The following is a 21627-nucleotide window of genomic DNA, read 5'->3' on the forward strand; positions in this document are numbered from 1 at the left end:
GCAACTTACTGGAAAAAAAATGAATTCTGCTATCCGATTTTCAGGCGTTTCGCGTCACTATGGCGCTGTAAAAGCGGTTGATGATGTGAACCTCGACATCGCCGAAGGCGAATTTTTTGCCATGTTGGGTCCGTCAGGTTCTGGCAAAACCACAAGCCTACGTTTGATCGCAGGGTTCGAGCGCCCAACGGCTGGAGAAATCCACATCTATGGCGAAGAGGCGCAGAGCATCCCGCCCTATAAGCGCCCTGTGAATACAGTGTTTCAGGATTATGCGCTGTTTCCCCATCTCAATGTTCGCGACAACGTCGCGTATGGCTTGATGGTGGCTGGTGTTGGCAAAAAACAGCGTGCCAAGTCGGCGGATGAAACGCTCGAAATGGTTGCGCTTGGCGCGTACGGAGGCCGCAAACCCTCGGAACTTTCTGGCGGGCAACGCCAGCGTGTTGCGCTGGCACGGGCGCTGGTTAACAAGCCTAAGGCCCTGTTGTTGGACGAACCATTGGGCGCGCTTGATCTAAAATTGCGCGAGCAGATGCAGGAGGAGTTGAAGAGCCTTCAGCGTAGCCTTGGGATCACGTTTATCTTTGTCACCCACGACCAAAGCGAAGCATTGTCGATGGCCGACCGTGTCGCCGTGTTCAACAACGGACGCATCGTGCAGATTGGCACACCCGAGGACATCTATTACCGTCCGCAGCAACCTTTTGTCGCTGATTTCGTCGGCTCATCGAATGTGCTGCCACCAGAGTTTGTCGCAAAACTGACTGGCAAAACTGCGCATGGATCCCTAAGGCCCGAAGCAGTGCACTTGTCCGAGACAGGCCATGCCGCGCAGATCAAAAGCGTTAGCTTTCTCGGCACGGCGACAAGGGTTTCGATGACTATTCAAGGTGTTGCTATGACGATGCTTGTGCCCAAGGGGGCTGTGATCCCCAAGGCGGGGGACACGGCAACCGTATCATGGGCAGATGATGACCTGCATTTGATGGCCGTCCAATGAGTAGCCACACAAACGCCGCCGTCAGTCTGTCAGACTTGCTATGGCGCAGACCCAACCTGTTGCTTTTGATATTGATCCTGCCACCGGCGTTGTGGTTGGGCATCATTTACCTAGGGTCACTTTTTGCGCTTTTGGCGCAAAGCTTTTTCTCAATCGACGAGTTTTCCGGCGTCATACAATATGAGCTGACCTTCAAAACCTATGGCGAACTATTCCGCCCGGCCAATTTCGACATCATCGTGCGAACTGTCGTCATGGCGGGTGCCGTCACAATAGGGGCCGCAGTTGTCGGGTTTCCAGTGGCTTATTACGCAGCGAGATACGCGCGGGGCAAGTGGAAGGCGATCTTCTATCTTGGTGTTATGATGCCGCTTTGGTCCAGCTATCTGGTCAAGGTTTACTCATGGAAACTGATCCTTGCCAAAGAGGGCATTCTGAATTGGCTGTTTGAAACCCTGCATCTTGGATGGCTGCTGAATGCCTATCTTGCTATCCCGATCATTGGCGGAAATTCACTGTCGGTGAGTTCAACAGGCACGTTTCTCGTGTTCCTTTACGTCTGGATTCCCTTCATGATCTTACCGATCCAAGCATCGCTGGAACGGGTGCCGCATACGATGCTGGAGGCCTCGGGCGATCTTGGGGCACGGCCCTACCAAACCTTTCTCCATGTCTTGCTGCCATTGGCCTTGCCGGGCGTCATTGCGGGGTCGATCTTTACGTTCTCGCTGACACTGGGCGATTACATCATTCCACAAATCGTTGGTTCGTCGCGGCGATTTATCGGGCAGGCCGTTTATGCGTATCAGGGTACGGCAGGGAACATCCCGCTGGCCGCCGCCTTTGCTGTCGTACCGATCGTTTTGATGGCATTTTACCTTTGGATCGCGAAACGCAAAGGAGCTTTTGATGCACTCTGATCGCGCGCCAATGGGTCTGAAAGTTGCGGCGGGTCTTGGCCTTGCGTTTATGCACCTGCCAATTTTGCTCATCTTTGTCTACGCCTTCACCACCGAAGACAAATCCTACCAGTGGCCGCCCCCCGGCTTTACGTTGAAATGGTTCGCAGTAACCTGGGGCCGGACAGACGTCTGGGAGGCAATGAGCCTATCCCTCAAGGTCGCAAGTATTTCGACCGTGATCGCGCTGTTTCTTGGCACATTATGCGCGGCGGCTGTAAGCCGGACCAAGTTTTTCGGTCGCGAGGCGATTTCGCTATTGGTGATCCTGCCGATTGCCTTGCCGGGTATCATCACGGGGATTTCGCTGCGGTCTGCATTCAATCTGGCCGAGATTCCGTTTAGCTTTTGGACCATCGTCTTAGGCCACGCCACTTTTTGTGTTGTGGTGGTGTACAACAATGCGGTTGCCCGGTTCCGGCGCGTTTCAGGCAGCTTGGTCGAGGCATCTATGGATCTTGGTGCGAACAGCTTTCAAACTTTCCGCTATGTAATCCTGCCCAATATTTCGACAGCTCTTTTAGCGGGCGGTATGCTGGCTTTCGCCTTGTCCTTTGACGAAGTAATCGTGACGACCTTTACCGCCGGCCAACAACAAACCCTGCCTATCTGGATGTTGGAAGAACTTGTCCGGCCGCGAGAACGCCCCGTGACAAATGTGGTCGCGATGGTCGTGGTGATTGTCACATTCTTGCCGATCCTCGGCGCCTATTACCTGACACGCGGTACAGACACCGTTGCCGGTCAGGGCAAATAACAAACTCAGGGAGAGAGTAACCATGGACACCAGTATGTTGATCGGCGGCTCGTTTGAGGCCGGTACAGAAATCCACGAAAACGTACTTAACCCGCGGACAGGCGAAGTCATTTTGACCCTGCCCGAAGCAAGTGTGGCGCAGATCGAGCGTGCAGTAGCTGCCGCAAGATCCGCGTTCAACGGGTGGTCACGTACCACCCCGTCTGAGCGGGCCTCAAAGTTGCTGGCCATCGCCGATGCGGTAGAGGCAAACCTTGAAAAACTGGCACAACTTGAAGCGCTAAATTGCGGCAAGCCGATCAATGAAGTTCGCAACGAAGAAGTCCCGGCTGTGGCAGATTGCTTCCGCTACTTTGCAGGGGCCGTGCGCAACATGCATACATCAGCGGCAGGCGAATATATGGCAGGGCACACGTCGATGGTGCGTCGTGATCCGATCGGCGTGGTGGCATCGATCGCGCCGTGGAACTATCCTATGATGATGATGGCGTGGAAATTGGCACCCGCATTGGCAGGGGGCAACACGGTGGTGTTAAAGCCTTCTGAACAGACACCACTGACAGCGATGGCGCTGGCAAAGATCATGGCTGACATACTGCCAGAAGGGGTCGTCAACGTCGTTGTGGGGCAGGGCGCAAGCGTGGGCAACGCCCTGATCAGCCACCCAGATGTTGATATGGTTTCGATCACCGGCGATGTGGCAACGGGCAAAAAGGTTCTGCAAGCGGCGTCAAAAACCGTAAAGCGCACCCATCTGGAATTGGGTGGCAAGGCCCCAGTAATCGTATTTGACGATGCAGATCTGGGTCGGGTGGTGGAGGGCCTTAAGGCGTTTGGCTACTATAATGCCGGCCAGGATTGCACAGCGGCTTGCCGTATTTACGCAGGGCCAAAGATCTACGAAAAGCTGGTGGCCGAACTGTCATCCGCGGTGTCCAGCATCGTCTATGATAATGTCGACGATACACTTAACGAAATCCCGCCGCTGATCTCGATGCGCCAGCGCGACCGTGTTGCGAGCTTCGTGGAACGCACCCGCGAGCACAAGCATATGGAGATCACGACAGGCGGCGCGCTGCATGAAGGACCGGGTTTCTATTATCAACCGACAGTAGTTGCGGGCGCGTTGCAGACTGATGAAATTGTCGAACGCGAGGTATTTGGCCCCGTGGTTTCCGTGACACGCTTCACGGATGTTGATCAGGCGGTCAACTGGGCAAACGATAGCGTTTACGGTCTTGCCTCCTCCATTTGGACCCAAGATGTGGGCCGCGCAATGGATGTGTCGGCCCGCATGCGCTACGGTTGTACATGGGTGAACACGCATTTCATGTTGGTAAATGAAATGCCCCATGGCGGGTTAAAGCAGTCGGGGTACGGCAAGGACATGTCGATGTATGCCCTGGAGGATTATACTGCCGTGCGTCACGTGATGATCGCGCATTAGCGTTGTTCCACGAATTGAGCCGACTGGTGATATGCACATAGGCGAGTGTGAGGCGTCAAAGCAGGTTTGGTCTTGGTCCAGCTTAGACTGACTGCAAACTGGTCGAATTACTGGGACCACCTCTCCCAGCAAAACTTTCCCAAAAGGATTTGGCGATGATCCAACCAACTGCTTCGTTCAAGAACAATCTGCAACTTCTGCCGTCAATCGAGGGCCTTGCCCGTATTGACCTTATCGACCCGACTGGGATCATTGCTGCGTCTATCGAAAACCAACCCGGCAAGCAGGGTTCACTCTCCGTTTATCAGTATCTGGAACAGAGTTTCGGGGCCCTGAATGCAGAAGCCGCCAAACATGGTCTTGCCGTTTTTGCCGAGCACACAGAAGATGCAAGGAACCGTCCAGGCGCGCACCCGAACATCGACCGCTTGCTGGAGATCGTCGATGGTGCTGATCCTTTGAACATACAGCTTTTTGAAGCTTAAGAAGCCACGTCAGGTCGCAATAGGTTGCTAGCCCTTGTTCATGGGGATCAGAGGGTGGGCTTCACAGTTACATCGGCAGCATTATTCATGCGGTCATCGTCCGGATGCCGCGAGAGCTAGCGCTTGAGCGATGATGCCGAAGGGCGAACATAGTGACGCTAGACGCCTGAAAACCTGACAGTCTAACCCTGTCGACCAAACCGCTGGGGGGCAAATTGCTGATATCGCATGAGGGAGCCTGCCCCCTTGCCAGATCGGTGACAATCTTGCCGGTCACACCCCCCAGCGTCAGGCCGATATGTTGGTGCCCAAAGGCAAGGATGACGCGGCTTGAGGCGCATGATGGCCCGATCACCGAAAGTGCATCCGGCATCGTCGGGCGGTGGCCCAGCCGTGTGTCGTCGGGCGTACTAAGTGGGCCGAACATTTCGTGCGATTTGCGTTTCAGATAGGCGATGCTTTTAGCGTTGGGTGCCGCCTCGATGTTGTTGATCTCTACCGTGCCGGCAATGCGCAGCCCATGCGCCATGAACGTTGCATACAACCCTGCCTCGGCCCATCCAACGGGGCGTGAAACTTGTTCGCCGTGATTGCGGTACAGCATATGATAACCGCGCTCCGTACCCAAGGGCAGGGTTTCAGCGCCGGTGCCTTTGATCCGGCGCGACCGCGCGCCAGCGGTCAACGCCAGATGGCCCGCGCTGATTTCCGTGCCATCCCCCGTGTACGCCGTGACGCCTGTGTCATCCGGTTGGCATCTGACAACAACCGTCGCCAGATGCTTCCCGACGCAAGGCGCACAAACCCGCATGTGGTCAGTGCAAACACGGGGGCTTTCCATTAAGCTGGCTTGCGATGCTACAGCGGTTTTCAGGCTAGGGTATGATGCAGGCGTATATGAACGATATTTTGCCTTCGATCCCGTCGTTGGGTCTTTGGGGCTACTGGTTGATCGGTCTGTTTGCCTTTGGCGAAGCCATGGTTTTGACGAGCGTCTTTGCCCCCGGCACTGTGGTCGTTGTTCTTGGCGGTGCGCTCGTTGCCCGTGGCATCTATGATTTCGGGGATATGATCTGGTTTGTGGCGATCGGCACAATACTAGGGGCCGAGATCAGTTTCAGGATTGGGGTCAAAGGTGCCAGCCTTTTTCAAGAGGGCAGGCGGGTATTCTCACCTGCACATCTGGGGCGCGGAAAACGTTTCTTTGAGAAATACGGGGCGCCCAGCATCATTCTGGGCCATTTTTTTGGCCCGCTGCGGCCGATCATTCCCGTGGTGGCGGGTTTGTCGGGGATGTCCCGACGCCGGTTTCTTTTATGGAACGTGATCGGGGGCTTTACCTACGCCGTTGCGCTGATCAGTGTCGGCTATTTCTTTGGCACCGCGACGGGCCTGTTCAGCGCCACGATGACCCGGGCCGGGCTGTTTGCCATCGCGGTTCTGCTGGTCTTGGCGGTTCTGTGGTTCGCTGTGGTCAAACTGCGCAAAGCCTTGCCGTTCTTCATTTCTGTTTTGCGTTCTGTCGCTTCGGCGATCAAGAATAACCCCGATGTCCGCGCCCTGATAGAACGCCATCCGATCCTTTTCAGATTCCTGTCAGAGCGCGTGTCGAGAGAGTCGTTCGCGGGTTTGCCTGTCACTATTCTGGCATCTGCGTTTGTATATTTTCTGTTTCTTTATGCCAGTTCGACGCTGGATTTCGTCATGCAAAGCCAGATTGTTGCGTTGGATATCCGTGTCGCCAACCTGCTGGCTGCCTTTCGTGACCCAGCTTTGGTGCGGTTTTTCACAGTGTTTACCGCCCTTGGAAGCTGGAAGGTCATCGCGTTACTGGCGATCAGTGTTTCCGCCGTGTTGTTGTTGCATCGGCGGCAGCACTATCTGCCCGGCCTTTGGCTGGCGCTGATCGGCAACCAGTTAACGGTAACCTTGCTCAAGAACATTTTCGCGCGCCCGCGCCCCGAGATGGCCGTATTCGCCGAAAGCAGTTATTCCTTCCCCAGTGGTCACAGTGCTGCCAGCGTCGCGTTCTTTGGGTTCGTGTTTTTCATTCTTATCCGAGAGCGCGTAGGCCCGATTGTCGTTTCGTTTCTTGTTGGTTCTACGTTGATTTTGCTGATCGGGCTCAGCCGGGTCTATTTGGTTGAACACTACCTGAGCGATGTTTTGAACGGGTATCTTGTCGGGACTCTCTGGGCGCTGCTGGGGATCTGGCTGGCGGAGTGGCTACAGACCAGAAGAGATATAAACATGCGGCCTGCGGTTGTGCTGTGGCGCAAGATCGTCTCCATCGCTGTGGTTTTCAGCGCTGTCATAGCCGTTATGATTGTCGTGAAAGACCACCAGCAAACCCGCAACTTGCGATCCGTTCCGGCGATCATGCAGCTGGATGCGCCACTTCAAACAGCCTTTGCGACAGGGCGGTTACCCACCCATTCCGAAAACATTCTGGGCCAGCCGCAGGAACCGGTCAGTCTGGTTGTTCTGGCTGAGAATGGTGCGGACTTTGTCAAAGTCTTTGGCACGGCCGGGTGGCGGATCGCAGACCGACCGGGAATTAATACCATGTCACGTGCAGCATTCGCGGCCTGGTTCAGCAAAGAGTATGACACGGCCCCGATCACGCCCGCTTTCTGGAACGGCCGACCGAACGATTTTGGGTTTCAAATCGGGACAGAGGAAGAAAGCCTGAGAATACGCCACCACGCCCGGTTCTGGCGCACAGATTTCCGCACCCAAGATGGTTTGCTGATCTTTGTCGGTACGGCCAGTTTTGATGACGGGCTGAAATGGGGACTGACGCACCGCATCGACCCCAACATCGATGCAGAGCGTGATTTACTTGTGACCGACCTTCAAAAAACGGGGCTGGTCAGGTCAGAACAACCGATCCAACTTGTTGCGCCGATCCTTGGGCAAAACCTGACAGGTGATCCGTTTTTCACAGATGGGAAGGCTATCGTGTTTCAACTGGTGCCGGACCGGAGCACCACCCCTGCCCAGCCTGCGCTAGCGAAACCATCGCGCTAACATCCCAAACCACGGTAGGACTTACACTTGGCGGCGGTGCAGCGCATGGGCTGGTTGGCATCGCGGTGCTTGAAGCGCCCGATCACATCTGGCTCGCTATTCGCCACCAATTACGGTCAAGCCAAGCAGACGCCAGGTTTGCATGCCTCCGCGATAATAGAAAATGCGGTTTGCCGGGTAGCCAGCCTTGATCATATTGCGGATCGCCGCGGGCGACTGGCCGCACCAGACCCCGTTGCAAAACAGCGCTACGGGCTTTGCCGCCGCACAGTCCCAGCCGTCAAAATCCGGCTCGCAGCCCAACTGTGCAAGCTCATCCACGACATAGGTATAAGGAATGTTTATCGCGCCGGGTATCGTGCCGCCCTCGAACCAGTCACGCGTGCGGCTGTCCACCACCACGGTGCCGGGGTCCTTGAGCATCTCGATCAGTTCCAGTTCGCCGATCGTGGTGACTCCTTCCGCAGGGCTGTGCGGTTGAATGCAAAAATTCGGGCAGGGGCGGGATGTCAGCGCCCATTCACCGCTCAATTGGTTTTCGGTGTCCTGGATCCGGTCGATCTCCACCATCCCGTTCGCCGTCGGCACGGTGACCGAAGGCATGTCCTTGGTGATACCCACTTCATTTCCCGCCATCGCAGCCCCGGCGATGAATGTCAGGGCGATTGTCCATGCGAGATTTTTCATGATTTGGTCCTCCAGATTACATCGGCGGTCTGAGGCAAAGCTTAGCCCCTGTATGGCGCTCCGTCATCAAAATTTACCCGATCTTAAGGTGGCCCACCGTCATGAAGGAGGTTTTCGTCGTCCTGCGCGTCGGCGTAAAAGTTGAAGACCTCGCATAGATACGACACCCAGGAACGACCACACAGCGCGATCGGAAACAAGTCACCGGACATGCTCGTAAAATCAGAAGGTGATACCAGCCGACCAGTCTGACTGCAGGATGTGACATTGATCAATTGACACAGCGCTTCAGAGTTTAGTTTCGGATCAACAACGTTTTCGACGTTGGATACAAAAACGAGCATCGTGAGCGGATATGCGTTTCAGTCTTCCTAGAGCATTGGGTTATTTTGCCAGCGGTCGTTGGACGGCTTGGGGCGGACGAAAACGCATAGACGCAAGGCAACTTCACAATCTACGACGTCTCGTGGAAAAGGCGCGGCGCGATTCCCCTCTGTTTCGCAGACTCTATGCGGATCTGCGACCCTCAAGCGAGATCGAACTGTGCGACTTGCCCGTTACCCGCAAACCCGGCCTCATGGCAGAATTCGACGACTGGCTGACGATACGCTCTCTTCCCCTCGAAAGGGCCCACGAGCATCTTCGAGATATGCAGAAGGTCGGTGTGCCGGTTGAAGATGTTGCCGTTTTTCAAACCTCCGGTACGTCGGGCGAACCGGCAGTCATAGTCTTGTCGTCATCCTTCGTGGAATATGTCTATGGAATTATGATGGCGCGTTTTGAATTGTACCATTGGAGGCTCCTACGGGACATCAGCAAGCTCGGCGTGAGGGTGACAATTAGCGGTGGGAACGGTCACTTTGCCGGAAACGGATTCAACAAGCTGATGCAACGCCTGTACCCACCACTGGCGAAGCGGTTGGGTTTAACCTTCATCGAGGCCGAGCAGCCGATTGATCGGCTTGTTGACAGGCTCAATATGATCGGGAACGTCGCTTGGATCGTGACATACCCCAGCATGCTGGCCATCCTCGTCGAGGAAAAGATGGCCGGGCGGCTGCAGATCGAGCCTGCGCTTTTTACCACGGGTGGCGAGACACTCACGGATGACCTTCGAGAGCGGGCCGGGCGGGCCTTTCCTTCGCTGAAATACGGCATTTCCGATCCCTATGGGAGCACCGAATGCTTGGCGCTTTCGTTCGAGTGCAGCCACGGGAGGAAGCATGTGAACGAAGATTGGGTCATCCTCGAAGCCGTCGACGAGGCAATGCAGCCCGTTCCCGATGGCACGGTGTCAGAGACCGTTCTGCTGACGGTGCTCGCTAACGAGGTTCAGCCTTTTATCCGATACGATCTCGGCGACTGTGTCCGCTACGACCGGGACACCTGCCCCTGTGGGTCACCGTTCCGCAGTTTTCAGGTGGAGGGGCGACAGGCGACGCTTGTGCGTGTGGGCGAAGTGACGCTGTCGCCGCTCGTCTTCAATCTGGAGCACGCCCACGCCCGGCGCATCCAGCTGGTCCAGACGCGTGAGAGAGATTTCGAACTGCGCATACAATTGGCCGAGGAGGCGCTGGCAGGGCCGGTGTTTCAAGAGGTCATCGGCGCGGTGAAACAGGTATTTCGCGATAACGGGTTGGATGATGTCACCGTGCGCAAAAGCGATGCGCCTCCCGAATTCACCGCGAGCGGGAAGTTCCATGAAGTAATGCCTTTGCGACCTGCTGTCTCAGGGGCATGCCATGAAGCGGCGAGGGCCAATCTGCCTCCGCAGCAAAGCCCACGACATCTATCATAATCGACAACCAATTCTTGGGTAGGTCAGTGCCTTATCGGACTACGGCACCGTCCCATCAATTTTCCTGGGTGCTTTGATGCGCGGCAAGGGCCATCAACCGCCGATCGCGCCATGTGCAGCGATCTGGCAGCGCCTCAAGCGGCAATGCCGCACGCCGTTCTTCATCCGCGCGCTTGATAAGCGCCTCGCTCCATGGGGCGTGAACCGGGCGCTCTGCGGCTATCGATTGATATAGGCTCCCCAAACGGTGGGCATAATCGGCAAGGCCACCCGGCGCGTTCAAGTCTATGGTCTCAAACGGGCCCATGAAAGACCACCGCATGCCGAGGCCCTTTGAAATCGTCGTGTCAATATCGGCGAGGCTGCAATAGCCCTCTTCATAAAGCGCCCAAGCCTCGCGCAGAAGCACCCCTTGAAGACGGTTCAGAATAAACCCCTGGACCTCGCGCGTCACGCGGATCGGTTGCTGGCCGACCTCTTCCATCAGCGCATGCACGGTGTCTACCGCTTCGGGTAGGGTCCATGTTGCTGGAACCAATTCGACGACGGGCATCAGATAGGGTGGGTTCACCGGATGGGCCACAAGGCAGCGCGGGGCGATGGATAGGCCAACAGTGAATTCGGAGGACGGAATTCCGGATGAAGAGGAGCCAACAATCGCATCATCATCAATCAACGTATCCAGTTCCTGATAAAGGCTCTGTTTTACATCGACTCTTTCGAGAATGGATTCTTGGATATACGTGGCCCCCCGAACGGCATCAGCGAGTGAAGAGGCGATCTTGACCCTGTCCGCGATGGCCGCAGGATCTTTGATCAAACCAAATTCCAGCAGGTCCGCAAGTGAGACTGCCAACCTGTCCGGCAGGGCAACCAAAAGATCGGGGTTGGCATCGTAGACCCGGACGTCATGCCCGGCGCGCGCAAATACTATTGCCCAACCCATTCCAACGAGGCCTGCGCCAACAACGGCGATTGATCTTGCTGTCGATGATGTCATGTCAGTGGCTCTTCTTTTTGAGTGAGAATTGGCTTGCACGCTCAAGCTTTAGCCACCCGCTAAGGTGTTTTTAGCAACCCGAACGCTCGCATTTGGGGGAAATGGAATTCCGAAGTGGCGCTGCTATGCCTGCCATCGGGTTGGTGCCTAATCTGCGGTCCACCCTCCGTCGATCATCAGGGCTGTGCCCGTTACCATCGCCGAAGCCTCTGACGCGAGATAGATCAGGCCACCCATGATATCGCTGACTTCACCAACACGTCCAAGTTTGATCTTTTCCAAGATCCACGCGGCTCTTTCGGGGTTGGCAAACGTAGGGGCGGTTAATGGTGTGCGAATGAACGTCGGACAAAGTGTATTGATGCGGATGCCAAGTTCGCCCCACTCGATCGCCATGGATTTCACCATACCCTCCAGCCCGTGCTTTGCTGCGGAATAGACGGCACGTTCTACGCCGCCAACATGGCCCATCTGGCTCGAGATATGGATGATAGACCCAGACTTTGCTTCCCGTTTCATTGCTTTGGCTGCATAGGCGGATAAAAAATATGCCGAGCGAAGATCAACATCCATAACCGCGTCATAGTCTTGCGGGGTGGTTTCCAGGGCAGGGCTATGGCGCGCCATGCCTGCCGAATTTACCACCACATCAAACGCCGGCCCTTCAAACGTCTGCGCCAGTGCCCCAAGATCTGTTTGATCCAACGGTAGAGCGCGCGCAGACCAACCCGCCGCGCTAATCGCTTCCACGACTTGGGTCAGTTTCTCTGCGCCGCGTGCAGCGCAAATGACCTCGGCTCCGGCACTCGCTAGGGCAGTCGCACAGCCCAGCCCGATGCCAGAGCTCGCGCCCGTTACCAGCGCGCGTTTCCCGTCCAGACGAAAAGAAGGCACCTGTGGCAAATTCATGAAGATGTCTCCTTGAAAGGTGCGCCTTCGCCATAAGGGACATTCACGCCACCATAACGCCGTACACGGATATTGCATTGTTCAGCGTGACCTACAAAACCCTCAAGCATGCACAGTCTCGACCCATATGCTCCAATTTCGGCGGCCGCCTCATCGGTTGTGATCTTCTGGTACGAATGCGTTTTGAGGTATTTTCCGACCCAAAGACCGCCCGTATAGCGGCCCGCCTTTTTCGTCGGAAGCGTGTGGTTTGTACCGATGACTTTGTCACCATTTGCCACGTTGGTTCGCGGGCCAAGAAACAGCGCGCCATAGCAGGTCATATGTTCAAGGAACCAATCATCGCGATCGGTCATGACCTGAACATGCTCCGAGGCGATACCATCGGCAACTTGCAGCATTTCCTCATAGGTATCGCAAACGATGACTTCACCGTAATCCTCCCAAGATACCCGCGCTGTGCCTGAAGTTGGCAAGATTTTCAGGATGCGCTCGATCTCGGCCATTGTCTCTGTCGCGAGTTTTTTGGAATTTGTCAGAAGCACGCAAGGGGAGTTATACCCATGTTCCGCCTGCCCAAGCAGGTCGGTTGCGCATAGTTCGGCGTCAACTGTTTCATCCGCGATCACCATCGTTTCTGTTGGCCCGGCAAACAAATCGATTCCAACGCGCCCGAACAACTGGCGCTTTGCCTCGGCAACAAATGCATTGCCCGGGCCAACAAGCAGGTGAACCGGTTCTATTGTTTCGGTTCCGATGGCCATCGCCCCAACGGCCTGAATGCCGCCCATGACGTAAATCTCGTGTGCGCCGCCCAGATGCATTGCCGCGATCACTGCCGGATTGGGGGCACCATTGAACGGGGGCGTGCAGGCGATGATCCGTGGCACCCCAGCAACCGCAGCCGTTGCCACAGACATATGTGCCGACGCGACCATGGGAAATTTGCCGCCGGGCACATAGCAGCCCACCGATTGCACTGGAATGTTTTTATGCCCAAGGATCACGCCCGGTTGCATTTCGATTTCAATATCTTGCATGGAATCGCGCTGCGCTTGGGCAAAGCGGCGCACGTTCTCTTGCGCGAACTTGATGTCTGACATCTCGCGCGGACTTACCTGAGCCATCAGAGCATCAATTTCTGACTGAGACAACTTGAAGGAGAGGGGAGAGTAGTTGTCAAACTTTTCGGAAAGTGCGCGCACGGCGGTGTCGCCGCGTTCTTCAATGTCCTTCAGGGTGGCTTCAACAACACTGCGGGTTTTGGCGTCTTCGTCGGCGCGGTCTGACTCTGGCTTGCCGGTCTTCAAATAGCTGATTGTCATGATGGTGTCCTCATTCGCAGAGCGTTGGCTAAATTCCTTTTCTGGATATCGAAGGGCTTAATCCCCTGCAATAAATGTACATGACGATGAAATATTTCATTGCGCAAAAATTCAGGTGGTGTCCCGCTCGATCAAGTGGCCGGGCGTTATCCTGATCGTTCCGGTTGCGCCGGGATCCTCAATAAGCTGGGATATCAATGTGAGAGTGTCTTTGACCATTAGTCGAATTCTTTGGCGCACAGTTGTTAAGCGATACGACCGCCATGCCGCCATTGGCACATCATCAAACCCCACGATTGCCAAATCATCAGGAATGCAGAGCCCTATGGATTTTGCAGCATCAATCGCAGCAAATGCCATAATGTCGTTGGCGCAAAAGATCGCATCGGGAGGTGCATCGTTGGTTAAAAGATCTCGGACTGCGTCAAATGAAGTCTCGTAATCGAATTGGCCCGAAACGGATTTAAAAACCGGCATTTCTGCTTGGGTCATTCGATCTTCGAAACCGCGCCATCGCTCCAAATGGGTTGATGTATTTTTCACCCCGCCAACAAAAGCGATCTTCCGGTATCCCTTTGATAACAAGTGGTTCGCGACCTGTTGTGCCCCTGCGTAGTTGTCACAGCACACCGCAGAGACTGCTGTATTGATCTGGACACGGTTAAACAAAACAACTGGGATTCCCTTTTTCATACAATGCTCGGCTAAAGCGGATGAAAGCGTGGCTGATGTGACCACAACAGCGCTCGGTCGTTGATTGAAAACATGGGCCATGACACTGTCAACGCTTTCGCCTTTTGGCACAACATGCAAATCTAGCAACATGCCGCTACCTAGAACTGCGCTGGCAAATTCTTCAAGGATTGAAGGATAAAAGGGGTTCAATACATCCCCCACGACCAGTGAAATTGTGTTGGACCCGCTTTTCGCGGCAAGCCTCTGGGCAGGAATTGTATAGCCCATCGTTGCTGCCGTACGCAAAATCCGTTGCCGCATTTCAGCGGAGAGCGAGGACTGAGGGCGAAACGCTCTTGAGACAGCTGACACTGAAGTCCCCGCATGTAGGGCCACGTCTTTCGCCGTTACTTTCATATCACGCCTCCAAGTTTATGAAATTATTGCATGTGTTGATGTTGGATTTCTAGGGCGCATTCCGGCATTCACGTCTGGCGTCGGAGCATGCGAACCCGTTACTTCGAACAACCAGAGCAGGGCATCACTGTCCGCAAGGGTTTGCGCGCCTTGCAGAATTCCTTCGAGACCGTTCTTTAAGAACGCAAAGAAGAGATATCACTGCGGGTGCGTAAGATATTCATCGGACTCTTTGGTGATTGAATCTGGCTGGCGCTGCGATCAAAGCGCACTTGTCGCGCGAAAGGCTGATTGGCATAGTACAAATGGTTGCAGAGTGGTCTGATTGATCAATGTCATGCCATCCTGAGCAACACGGTGCCAAATACGACCTTGGATACTATGGAGGCAAATATGAACCCTGACTCTCAATTCGATTCTTTGGTGGAATCCGAATTTGGACTGCTCCTTCCGGTGCGTGCCCTTGTTTCCAGCACGAACAGCTTTGCTTCGCTGTCGGGTGGCGGCTTCAGGCTTGATAACAAAGTCTTGACCCTCGACTGGCCATCAAAGGTGATCAACGCAATTGGCCTTACGCCCAAGGAAAGAAAAATTGACTTCAAATTTGATTGTCTGACCCGCATTCTCTTTACACCAAATGAAGAACGTTTCCCCTCCAGCTATTGGGGGATGCTTTTTGGCGATCAGATGCCCGGATTGGTCATGGAGTATGAAATTTCCGACGGCGAAAATACCATTGTTGATCACACAAACGAAGCTTGGTTCAGTTGGCCATGGCACGTGGATTACGTGAGCCGTCTTGCCTCAATCGAATCCGCATTAGCGGCCCAGACACAATTCGAGGAGCGCATAGGCTGGCTTGGATTGTCTGGTAATGCGGTGGATGGATCGAGTGCAGAATTATTTGATGGTGTCGCCAACTACTTTGAAACCCTGAAGGTTGCGACATAGCCGAATTTTAAGGAGTGTCCGGTCTTCAGAACCCGCTTAGGGATCGCCAGACCGTTGGTTCGACCCTTTGCTTCAGACATGGGCCGTCTCGATCCTCAGGGCGTTTTGGCAATCTCCAGATAACGGGCCAACCGTGTGAACTCCGATGAGATCTGATTGCCGCGGCTGAGCCGGTCCTTGTTGAACGGATACCAGGGCCCATCGGCACTCTCGCTGGTCGACCAGAGCTGACCGTCGGCATCCTTGCGGAAATAGCGGCAGCTTGTCGTCTTTTCGCCGGTTTCGGTGCCGAAGTCCTGCCGCCAGCGCCAGATACTCTCGGTGCATAGTTTGCTCTGGGTCGTCACATACCACCGCCCCAAGCCCAAGCTCTGCTCGGTGGTATTGACGGCCCGCCAGGTGCCATCCGCGCCATAGTAACTTCCCGATCCCCGATTCCAGCCTTCCGTCCGGTTCGCGAACATCCGCAACAGCGTTTCGGGTGCAGGTTTCATCGTATCTGCCAGAATTGGGGTCTGGTCCGTGGTGCTCTCGCAGGCAGAAATAGCCAAGCAGACTGCCAGGATAGATGCCACACGACGTGCCCGTGATGTGGGTGCTGTCGGGCCGCATGGACCATTTGTTGCTGTGAAATCGGATGACATGGCGTGACCTCTTTCGTTTGCTCAAAGGGGCACCACGTCTCAGGCACCCAGATTGCTCCAATCCACATTCCGCGTGTCCGGCTGCCAATGCCACCGCGCAGAATATGACGTCTTGATACCGTCAATTCTCGTGTGCCCGAGCTTTAGACACATTGATGTATGTCAATATGGCCAAGTTAACACATTGATATGTGTCAAAGTTGCCGAGTTGAGATGAAGCTACAGTCATAACCCTAGGCCCACGTTGGACAAAGGATCTTGCCTCGACTGACATAAATGCGGACCGCCCTGATCGGCCATCTGCACTAGGGTCGCCAGACATTTCGCGCTCAGCGCAGCCTCAAGCCCGGGAAGCGACCGTGCAGCAAGAAGCCCCTTCGGCCCGTCCCACACGGCGATAATCGCCGAAAGAAAGGTAAGTTGCTATGACAAGGATTATAGAAATGAAGCCGGACACAAAGGCCAAGTACGATATTGCGACGTCCATGGCCGGGAAGACTGTCATGGTGGCTGGTGGCGCGGGGTTTCTGGGGTCTCACTTGTGTCGCGCCCATCTTGATCGGGGCGCACGGGTGATCTGCGTCGACAATCTCTCGACGGGGCGTTTTAGCAACATCTCTTCGCTGCTCGATGATCCGGATTTTGCGTTTGTCCAGCATGACGTCATCCAAAAGTTTGAGCCCGCGGAACCGATAGATTTCATCTTCAACATGGCAAGCCCGGCTTCGCCCCCGAAATACCAGATGGACCCGATCGCGACGTTCGAGACCAATGTGATTGGCTCCGAGAACCTGCTCAAGCTGGCCAGCCAGACAGGTGCGCGGATACTTCAGGCTTCTACGTCAGAAGTATATGGCGACCCGTTGATCAGCCAGCAGGTCGAAAATTATCGCGGAAACGTCCAGACTATGGGTCCGCGCTCCTGTTACGACGAGGGCAAGCGGGCCGCCGAAACGCTGTTCTACGAGTTCCACAAGCACCGCGGCGTCGATATCCGGGTTGCGCGCATATTCAACACCTATGGCCCCATGATGGATCCTGCCGACGGTCGTGTGGTGTCGAACTTCATTGTACAGGCACTGTCAGGCTCCGATCTGACCGTCTACGGAGACGGAATGCAGACACGGTCCTTCTGCTATGTCGATGACCTTTTGTCGGGCCTCATGGCCCTGATGTACACCGAAGCAGATCTTGCCCGACCCGTAAACCTGGGCAACCCCGATGAGTTCACCATCATGGAGCTAGCCGAGAAGGTTCTCGAGTTGACGCAAGGTCGGTCGCGGCTGGTCTTCAAGGATCTTCCCGAGGACGACCCGATGCAGAGACGGCCGCATATCGCGCGGGCCCATACCCTGCTGGGCTGGAAACCGAAATTCTCGCTGCGCGAGGGTGGTCTTGTCACGGTTACGTTCCGGTCTCTCAACTCATTTATGCGGCCTTTCGTTCGAATGCCAAGGGGCTTTTCCCGCCGAGCGATGAGTGACGTCGGCGTGGATTATAGAAGCCATTGATATACTGGAATATCGCGCCTTCTGCCTGGCGGCGTGTGTCCCAACGATTGCGCCAGATCAGCTCTGCCTTGATGGATTTGAAGAATGTCTCAACCATCGCATTGTCGTAACAATTGCCCTTGCCGCTCATCGAGACCTTGAAGCCGTGCTTTGACAGGCGGCGCTGATACTCGTTGGAACAGTATTGCGACCCGCGATCCGTATGGTGAATGCAGCCTTCGGGCGGTTGCCGTAGCGCCACAGCCATGTCCAACGCCCGGATCGCCAAATCCCGTTTCATGCGGTTGCTGACAGCCCAGCCGATGACGCGGCGAGAGTAGAGGTCGAGGATGACAGCCAGATATAGCCAGCCTTCGCTGGTCCAGATGTAACTTATATCACCGGCCCATTTCTGGTTCGGGCCATCCGCAGTGAAGTCCTGATCCAGCAGGTTGGGCGCGATGTTGAACGTGTGATCGCTATCTGTTGTGACCTTATATTTTTGGGTCCTGACGACCTTGATGCCGTTCTCGCGCATCAAACGGCCCACACGCCCGTGGCCGACGCTCAGCCCCAGTTCTTGCAGTTCTTCAGTCATCCGTGGGCGTCCGTAGCTTTGCAGGCTAAGCCGATGCTGCTCACGGATGTGGGCGAGAAGTACCATATCATCTCGCTGCCGTTGGCTCATTGGGCGTATCCGCCACGCACGAAACCCACGAGACGTGACCTGCATGATACGGCAGAGAAATTCTACGGGCCAAGCTTCCTTCCAGGCGTCGATGAAGGCGAACCTCACCGGCTTTCGCCTGCAAAGAAGATTGCCGCCTTTTTTAGCACTTCCCTCTCCTCGCGCAGTAGCCGGACTTCTTTGCGAAGGCGGATGTTTTCCTTCTCAACATCCTCATGCGGCCCAGACATCAGATCGTCGTGCTGATGTTGCTGAACCCACTTGTTCAGCGTGGAGACGCCAACCCCTAAATCCGATGAAAGCTGCGGGCGCGTTAAGCCGCTGGTCGTCGCCATTCGCACAGCATCACGCCGAAACTCGTCTGTGTATCGCTTTGCCATTCCTTATCTCCTTCATAGCAAACATTGCTCGAAAGAGACCGGAACTAAAACGGGGCAAGACCAGGGGCTGCTCAAGACGATCCCCTATTTCGAAGCCGAACTGGCGCGAACTTCAGCGGCGGAGGGCTGAGCTCATGACCGCAACTGCCGTCATCGTGACCGGAGGTGCAGGTTTCGTGGGAAGCCACGCGTGCAAGGCACTTGCCGCGTCGGGTTATCTGCCTGTCACCGTCGACAACCTGAGCACCGGACATGCCGATGCGGTGAAATGGGGCCCGCTGGAACAGATTGACGTGCGCGACAGATCGGGGATCGAGGATGTTTTGCGCCGCCACAAGGCCACTGCCGTGATGCATTTCGCGGCCTTTGCTGTCGTCGCGGATTCGATTGCGCGGCCGGACCAATATTATGACAATAATGTCGGCGGGCTTATTTCGCTGCTGGCTGCGATGAAGACGTCCGGCATTGACCGGCTGGTGTTTTCGTCAAGTTGCGCGACTTACGGTATCCCGCCAAGCGTTCCGATTCGCGAAGATGCGCCGCAGGTGCCAATTAATCCATATGGCTGGACCAAGCTGATGGGCGAGCAGATGATCCGCGACCAGGCACAGGCCTTTGGACTTCGTTATGCGATCTTGCGCTATTTCAATGCTGCCGGTGCCGACCCGGAGGGTGAATTGTCAGAACGGCATGATCCCGAAACCCGGCTGATCCCACTGGCCCTCATGGCGGCTGCTGGAACGCATCCGGGCCTCAAGGTCTATGGAACGGATTACGATACGTCGGACGGCACCTGCATTCGCGACTATATTCATGTCAGCGATCTGGCAGCTGCGCATCTCAAGGCTTTGCACCACCTTGAACTGGGCGGCGAGCCTCTCGCGCTGAACCTTGGAACCGGGCGAGGCCAGTCAATCCGCGAGGTCTGCGCCGCGGTCGCGCGCGTCACGGGCCGGACTGTCCCGTCGGTAGACGCGCCGCGTCGCCCCGGTGATCCGCCAGCGCTTGTGGCCGATCCCTCGTCAGCACAACGCAAGCTCGATTTCCGGGCCACGCGATCCGATCTCGACACGATCGTTTGCGATGCCGCCCCCCATTTTGGGCTCGCCCTGCGCCATGACACAAACGTCTGAAAACCTTTCAACCGCACCTTTGGTGCCACCTAGGCCAGAAGGCACGGCGCAAGGATATATGCGCCGGCTGCTGACAGGGAGAACGCGTGTAAAGTACAATCTTCTTATTCTGTTCTGGGGCGGGGTAACGCTGTGGTTCTGGATCTGGTGGCTGGACCCGGCGCATATATTGCCCGGCGCTCAATACTGGGTGGCAACGACCGCCTTTGCCTGGCTCTTGTTCATGCAGGCCTATTTCATCCTGATCTTTCGCCGCGCAGCGGTGCCCGCAGGTGGTCTGCCCGACCCGGCCGAAACCCGCGCCGCCATGATCGTGACCAAAACGCCGTCCGAGCCGTTTTCCGTGGTCAAACGAACACTGGAGGCAATGCTCTCGCAAACTTATCCGCACGACACCTGGCTTGCCGATGAAGACCCGCAGCCCGACACCATCGCCTGGTGCGATGCGCATGGGGTCCAGATTTCAACGCGCAAGGACCGGCCCGATTATCATCGTGCACAATGGCCCCGGCGCACACGCTGCAAGGAAGGCAATCTGGCCTTCTTCTACGATCACTATGGCTATGACCGCTATGATTTCGTTTCGCAATTCGATGCGGACCATGTGCCCAGCCCGACCTATCTGGCGGAAATTCTGCGCGGTTTTGCGGACCCCAAGGTCGGCTATGTCAGTGCGCCATCGATGTGCGCGGCCAACGCGGCGCAAAGCTGGGCCGCACGGACACGCCTGCACACCGAGGCGGGTTTTCACGGGGTTTTCCAGGCGGGATATGCTGGGGCGCTAGTCCCGATGTGCATCGGCTCGCATTATGCCGTGCGCACCCGCGCGCTTCGCGAGGTCGGCGGGCTGGGCCCCGAACTGGCCGAGGATCATTCCACCTCGATGCTGTTAAACGCAGGCGGCTGGCGCGGTGTGCATGCGCTTGATGCGCTCGCTGTAGGCGACGGGCCCGCGACCATCGCCGACCTATGCACGCAGGAATTTCAGTGGTCGCGCAGCCTTTTGACGCTGCTGCTAAGCCACACGTCGCGCTATCTTCCGACGCTGCCGCCACGGCTCAAGTTTCAGTTCGTGTTCTGCCAACTTTGGTATCCGCTCTTCGCGACATTCATGTTGGTTCTCTATCTGATGCCGATTGCTGCGGTCGTGTTCGACATGCGCTATGCCGATGTCACGTACCCCGCCTTTGTATTCCACGCGATCTGGCCAGCCGTTGGGGCGACAATGATGGCCTTTGCGATCAAGCGCGACGGTTTCTTTCGCCCGCGCGACGCCAAGGTGCTTGGCTGGGAAAAGGCGCTGTTTCTCGCGCTCCAGTGGCCTTGGGTGCTGTGGGGATGCACAATGGCCCTGCGCGACCGGATATCAGGCCGCTTTGTCGATTTCCGCATAACTCCCAAGGGCGAAGCCGCCGAGGCATTGCTTCCGCTCCGGGTTGTGCTGCCCTACGCAGCGCTGGCCTTGGGCTGTATCCTGCCGGTTCTGCTGGTCAACGAGTTGGACGAGGCACTGGGTTTTTATTTCATCACACTGATGAACGGTTCCATCTATGCCGTGATCACCATCGTCATCGTGATCCGGCACATCAGGGACAACGCGATCCCGATCCGCCACGCTCTATCGGCGATCCCGATCCAGGTGCTGACTGTGCCCATGTTGTCGGTGCTGTTAATATGGGCCCTGGTGTTCCGGGGCCCAGAAAGCATACTCGCCCTCAGCGTTGGCTTGGTGGACGCAGAAATTGTCTCCTACGAATACATGGTGTCGGGTGCCGGAATGGGCGGAGGCGACAATGTCAGATTTCGGTGGAATCCCGAATTCTGGAACAATCTTATTAATTTCTAGCAA

General features: G+C 55.9%; 19 protein-coding genes. 11 read left to right on the forward strand and 8 right to left on the reverse strand.

The window, feature by feature from the left end; translation table 11 throughout:
• Positions 1-19 precede the first annotated feature (19 nt).
• The 5 genes from ACSQ13_RS01085 to ACSQ13_RS01105 all read left to right on the forward strand — a co-directional run bounded on the left by ACSQ13_RS01085 (position 20) and on the right by ACSQ13_RS01105 (position 4651).
• Positions 20-1003, forward strand: coding sequence for an ABC transporter ATP-binding protein (locus ACSQ13_RS01085; protein ID WP_295513051.1), 984 nt, complete (start codon positions 20-22; stop codon positions 1001-1003).
• Positions 1000-1923: an ABC transporter permease gene (locus ACSQ13_RS01090; RefSeq protein WP_295513050.1), complete on the forward strand. Its 924-nt coding sequence runs from the start codon at positions 1000-1002 to the stop codon at positions 1921-1923. The genes ACSQ13_RS01085 and ACSQ13_RS01090 overlap by 4 nt, the downstream gene beginning before the upstream one ends.
• Positions 1913-2719, forward strand: a complete 807-nt coding sequence (locus ACSQ13_RS01095; protein WP_176250873.1) for an ABC transporter permease — start codon at positions 1913-1915, stop codon at positions 2717-2719. The genes ACSQ13_RS01090 and ACSQ13_RS01095 overlap by 11 nt, the downstream gene beginning before the upstream one ends.
• A 22-nt stretch (positions 2720-2741) precedes the next feature.
• On the forward strand, positions 2742-4166 hold the full coding sequence (locus ACSQ13_RS01100) for a gamma-aminobutyraldehyde dehydrogenase (RefSeq protein ID WP_176250872.1): 1425 nt from the start codon (positions 2742-2744) through the stop codon (positions 4164-4166).
• Positions 4167-4321: 155 nt separating this feature from the next.
• Complete coding sequence (locus ACSQ13_RS01105; protein ID WP_295513048.1) at positions 4322-4651, forward strand: DUF2322 family protein; 330 nt, start codon at positions 4322-4324, stop codon at positions 4649-4651.
• 85 nt (positions 4652-4736) lie between these two features.
• Here the strand turns inward: ACSQ13_RS01105 and ACSQ13_RS01110 are convergent, their stop codons facing one another.
• Positions 4737-5492 (reverse strand): NAD(P)/FAD-dependent oxidoreductase, encoded by a 756-nt coding sequence (locus tag ACSQ13_RS01110; RefSeq protein ID WP_295513047.1) that lies wholly within the window; start codon positions 5490-5492, stop codon positions 4737-4739.
• Between the two features lie 56 nt (positions 5493-5548).
• Here ACSQ13_RS01110 and ACSQ13_RS01115 point away from each other — a divergent pair, with 56 nt between their 5' ends.
• The gene (locus tag ACSQ13_RS01115) at positions 5549-7681 is read left to right on the forward strand and encodes an LssY C-terminal domain-containing protein (protein ID WP_295513045.1); all 2133 of its coding nucleotides are present in this window, start codon (positions 5549-5551) and stop codon (positions 7679-7681) included.
• Positions 7682-7777: 96 nt separating this feature from the next.
• On the opposite strand, the gene ACSQ13_RS01120 is transcribed toward ACSQ13_RS01115, so the two are convergent.
• Positions 7778-8368, reverse strand: a complete 591-nt coding sequence (locus ACSQ13_RS01120; RefSeq protein ID WP_435988063.1) for a rhodanese-like domain-containing protein — start codon at positions 8366-8368, stop codon at positions 7778-7780.
• A 577-nt stretch (positions 8369-8945) separates the two neighbouring features.
• Here ACSQ13_RS01120 and ACSQ13_RS01125 point away from each other — a divergent pair.
• On the forward strand, positions 8946-10166 hold the full coding sequence (locus ACSQ13_RS01125) for a phenylacetate--CoA ligase family protein (RefSeq protein ID WP_295511574.1): 1221 nt from the start codon (positions 8946-8948) through the stop codon (positions 10164-10166).
• Between the two features lie 55 nt (positions 10167-10221).
• Here ACSQ13_RS01125 and ACSQ13_RS01130 read toward each other — a convergent pair whose 3' ends face one another.
• The 4 genes from ACSQ13_RS01130 to ACSQ13_RS01145 form a co-directional block, all read right to left on the reverse strand.
• Positions 10222-11166 carry a 3-hydroxyacyl-CoA dehydrogenase gene (locus ACSQ13_RS01130; RefSeq protein WP_295511570.1) on the reverse strand — a complete coding sequence of 315 codons (945 nt, stop codon included), beginning with the start codon at positions 11164-11166 and terminating at the stop codon, positions 10222-10224.
• Between the two features lie 147 nt (positions 11167-11313).
• Positions 11314-12075 carry an SDR family NAD(P)-dependent oxidoreductase gene (locus tag ACSQ13_RS01135; protein ID WP_295511567.1) on the reverse strand — a complete coding sequence of 254 codons (762 nt, stop codon included), beginning with the start codon at positions 12073-12075 and terminating at the stop codon, positions 11314-11316.
• A complete protein-coding gene (hisD, locus tag ACSQ13_RS01140) occupies positions 12072-13400 on the reverse strand; it encodes a histidinol dehydrogenase (RefSeq protein ID WP_295511565.1) in 1329 nt (442 codons plus the stop codon). Before hisD ends, ACSQ13_RS01135 begins: the two co-directional genes overlap by 4 nt.
• Positions 13401-13511: 111 nt before the next feature.
• The gene (locus ACSQ13_RS01145; protein ID WP_295511562.1) at positions 13512-14492 is read right to left on the reverse strand and encodes a LacI family DNA-binding transcriptional regulator; all 981 of its coding nucleotides are present in this window, start codon (positions 14490-14492) and stop codon (positions 13512-13514) included.
• A gap of 393 nt (positions 14493-14885) precedes the next feature.
• On the opposite strand from ACSQ13_RS01145, the gene ACSQ13_RS01150 reads away from it, so the two are divergent.
• The gene (locus ACSQ13_RS01150; protein WP_176250863.1) at positions 14886-15443 is read left to right on the forward strand and encodes a hypothetical protein; all 558 of its coding nucleotides are present in this window, start codon (positions 14886-14888) and stop codon (positions 15441-15443) included.
• A gap of 95 nt (positions 15444-15538) precedes the next feature.
• On the opposite strand, the gene ACSQ13_RS01155 is transcribed toward ACSQ13_RS01150, so the two are convergent.
• The gene (locus tag ACSQ13_RS01155) at positions 15539-16087 is read right to left on the reverse strand and encodes a DUF995 domain-containing protein (protein ID WP_255200224.1); all 549 of its coding nucleotides are present in this window, start codon (positions 16085-16087) and stop codon (positions 15539-15541) included.
• A 443-nt stretch (positions 16088-16530) separates the two neighbouring features.
• Here ACSQ13_RS01155 and ACSQ13_RS01160 point away from each other — a divergent pair, with 443 nt between their 5' ends.
• Positions 16531-17598, forward strand: coding sequence for a UDP-glucuronic acid decarboxylase family protein (locus tag ACSQ13_RS01160; RefSeq protein ID WP_435988064.1), 1068 nt, complete (start codon positions 16531-16533; stop codon positions 17596-17598).
• Here ACSQ13_RS01160 and ACSQ13_RS01165 read toward each other — a convergent pair.
• Positions 17516-18645 (reverse strand): IS3 family transposase gene (locus tag ACSQ13_RS01165; RefSeq protein WP_295513100.1). Its coding sequence is split into 2 segments (ribosomal slippage): positions 17516-18399 and positions 18399-18645, totalling 1131 coding nucleotides; the frame shifts between segments, so codons are not numbered across the junction. The genes ACSQ13_RS01160 and ACSQ13_RS01165 overlap by 83 nt on opposite strands.
• Positions 18646-18779: 134 nt before the next feature.
• Between ACSQ13_RS01165 and galE the strand changes: the two genes are divergently transcribed.
• Together galE and ACSQ13_RS01175 are read left to right on the forward strand one after the other, a co-directional pair.
• A complete protein-coding gene (gene galE / locus ACSQ13_RS01170) occupies positions 18780-19778 on the forward strand; it encodes a UDP-glucose 4-epimerase GalE (RefSeq protein ID WP_295512808.1) in 999 nt (332 codons plus the stop codon).
• Complete coding sequence (locus ACSQ13_RS01175) at positions 19762-21624, forward strand: glycosyltransferase family 2 protein (RefSeq protein WP_295512806.1); 1863 nt, start codon at positions 19762-19764, stop codon at positions 21622-21624. Before galE ends, ACSQ13_RS01175 begins: the two co-directional genes overlap by 17 nt.
• Positions 21625-21627 lie beyond the last annotated feature (3 nt).

This window comes from Sulfitobacter sp. SH22, from assembly GCF_965641905.1.
Lineage (GTDB): Bacteria > Pseudomonadota > Alphaproteobacteria > Rhodobacterales > Rhodobacteraceae > Sulfitobacter.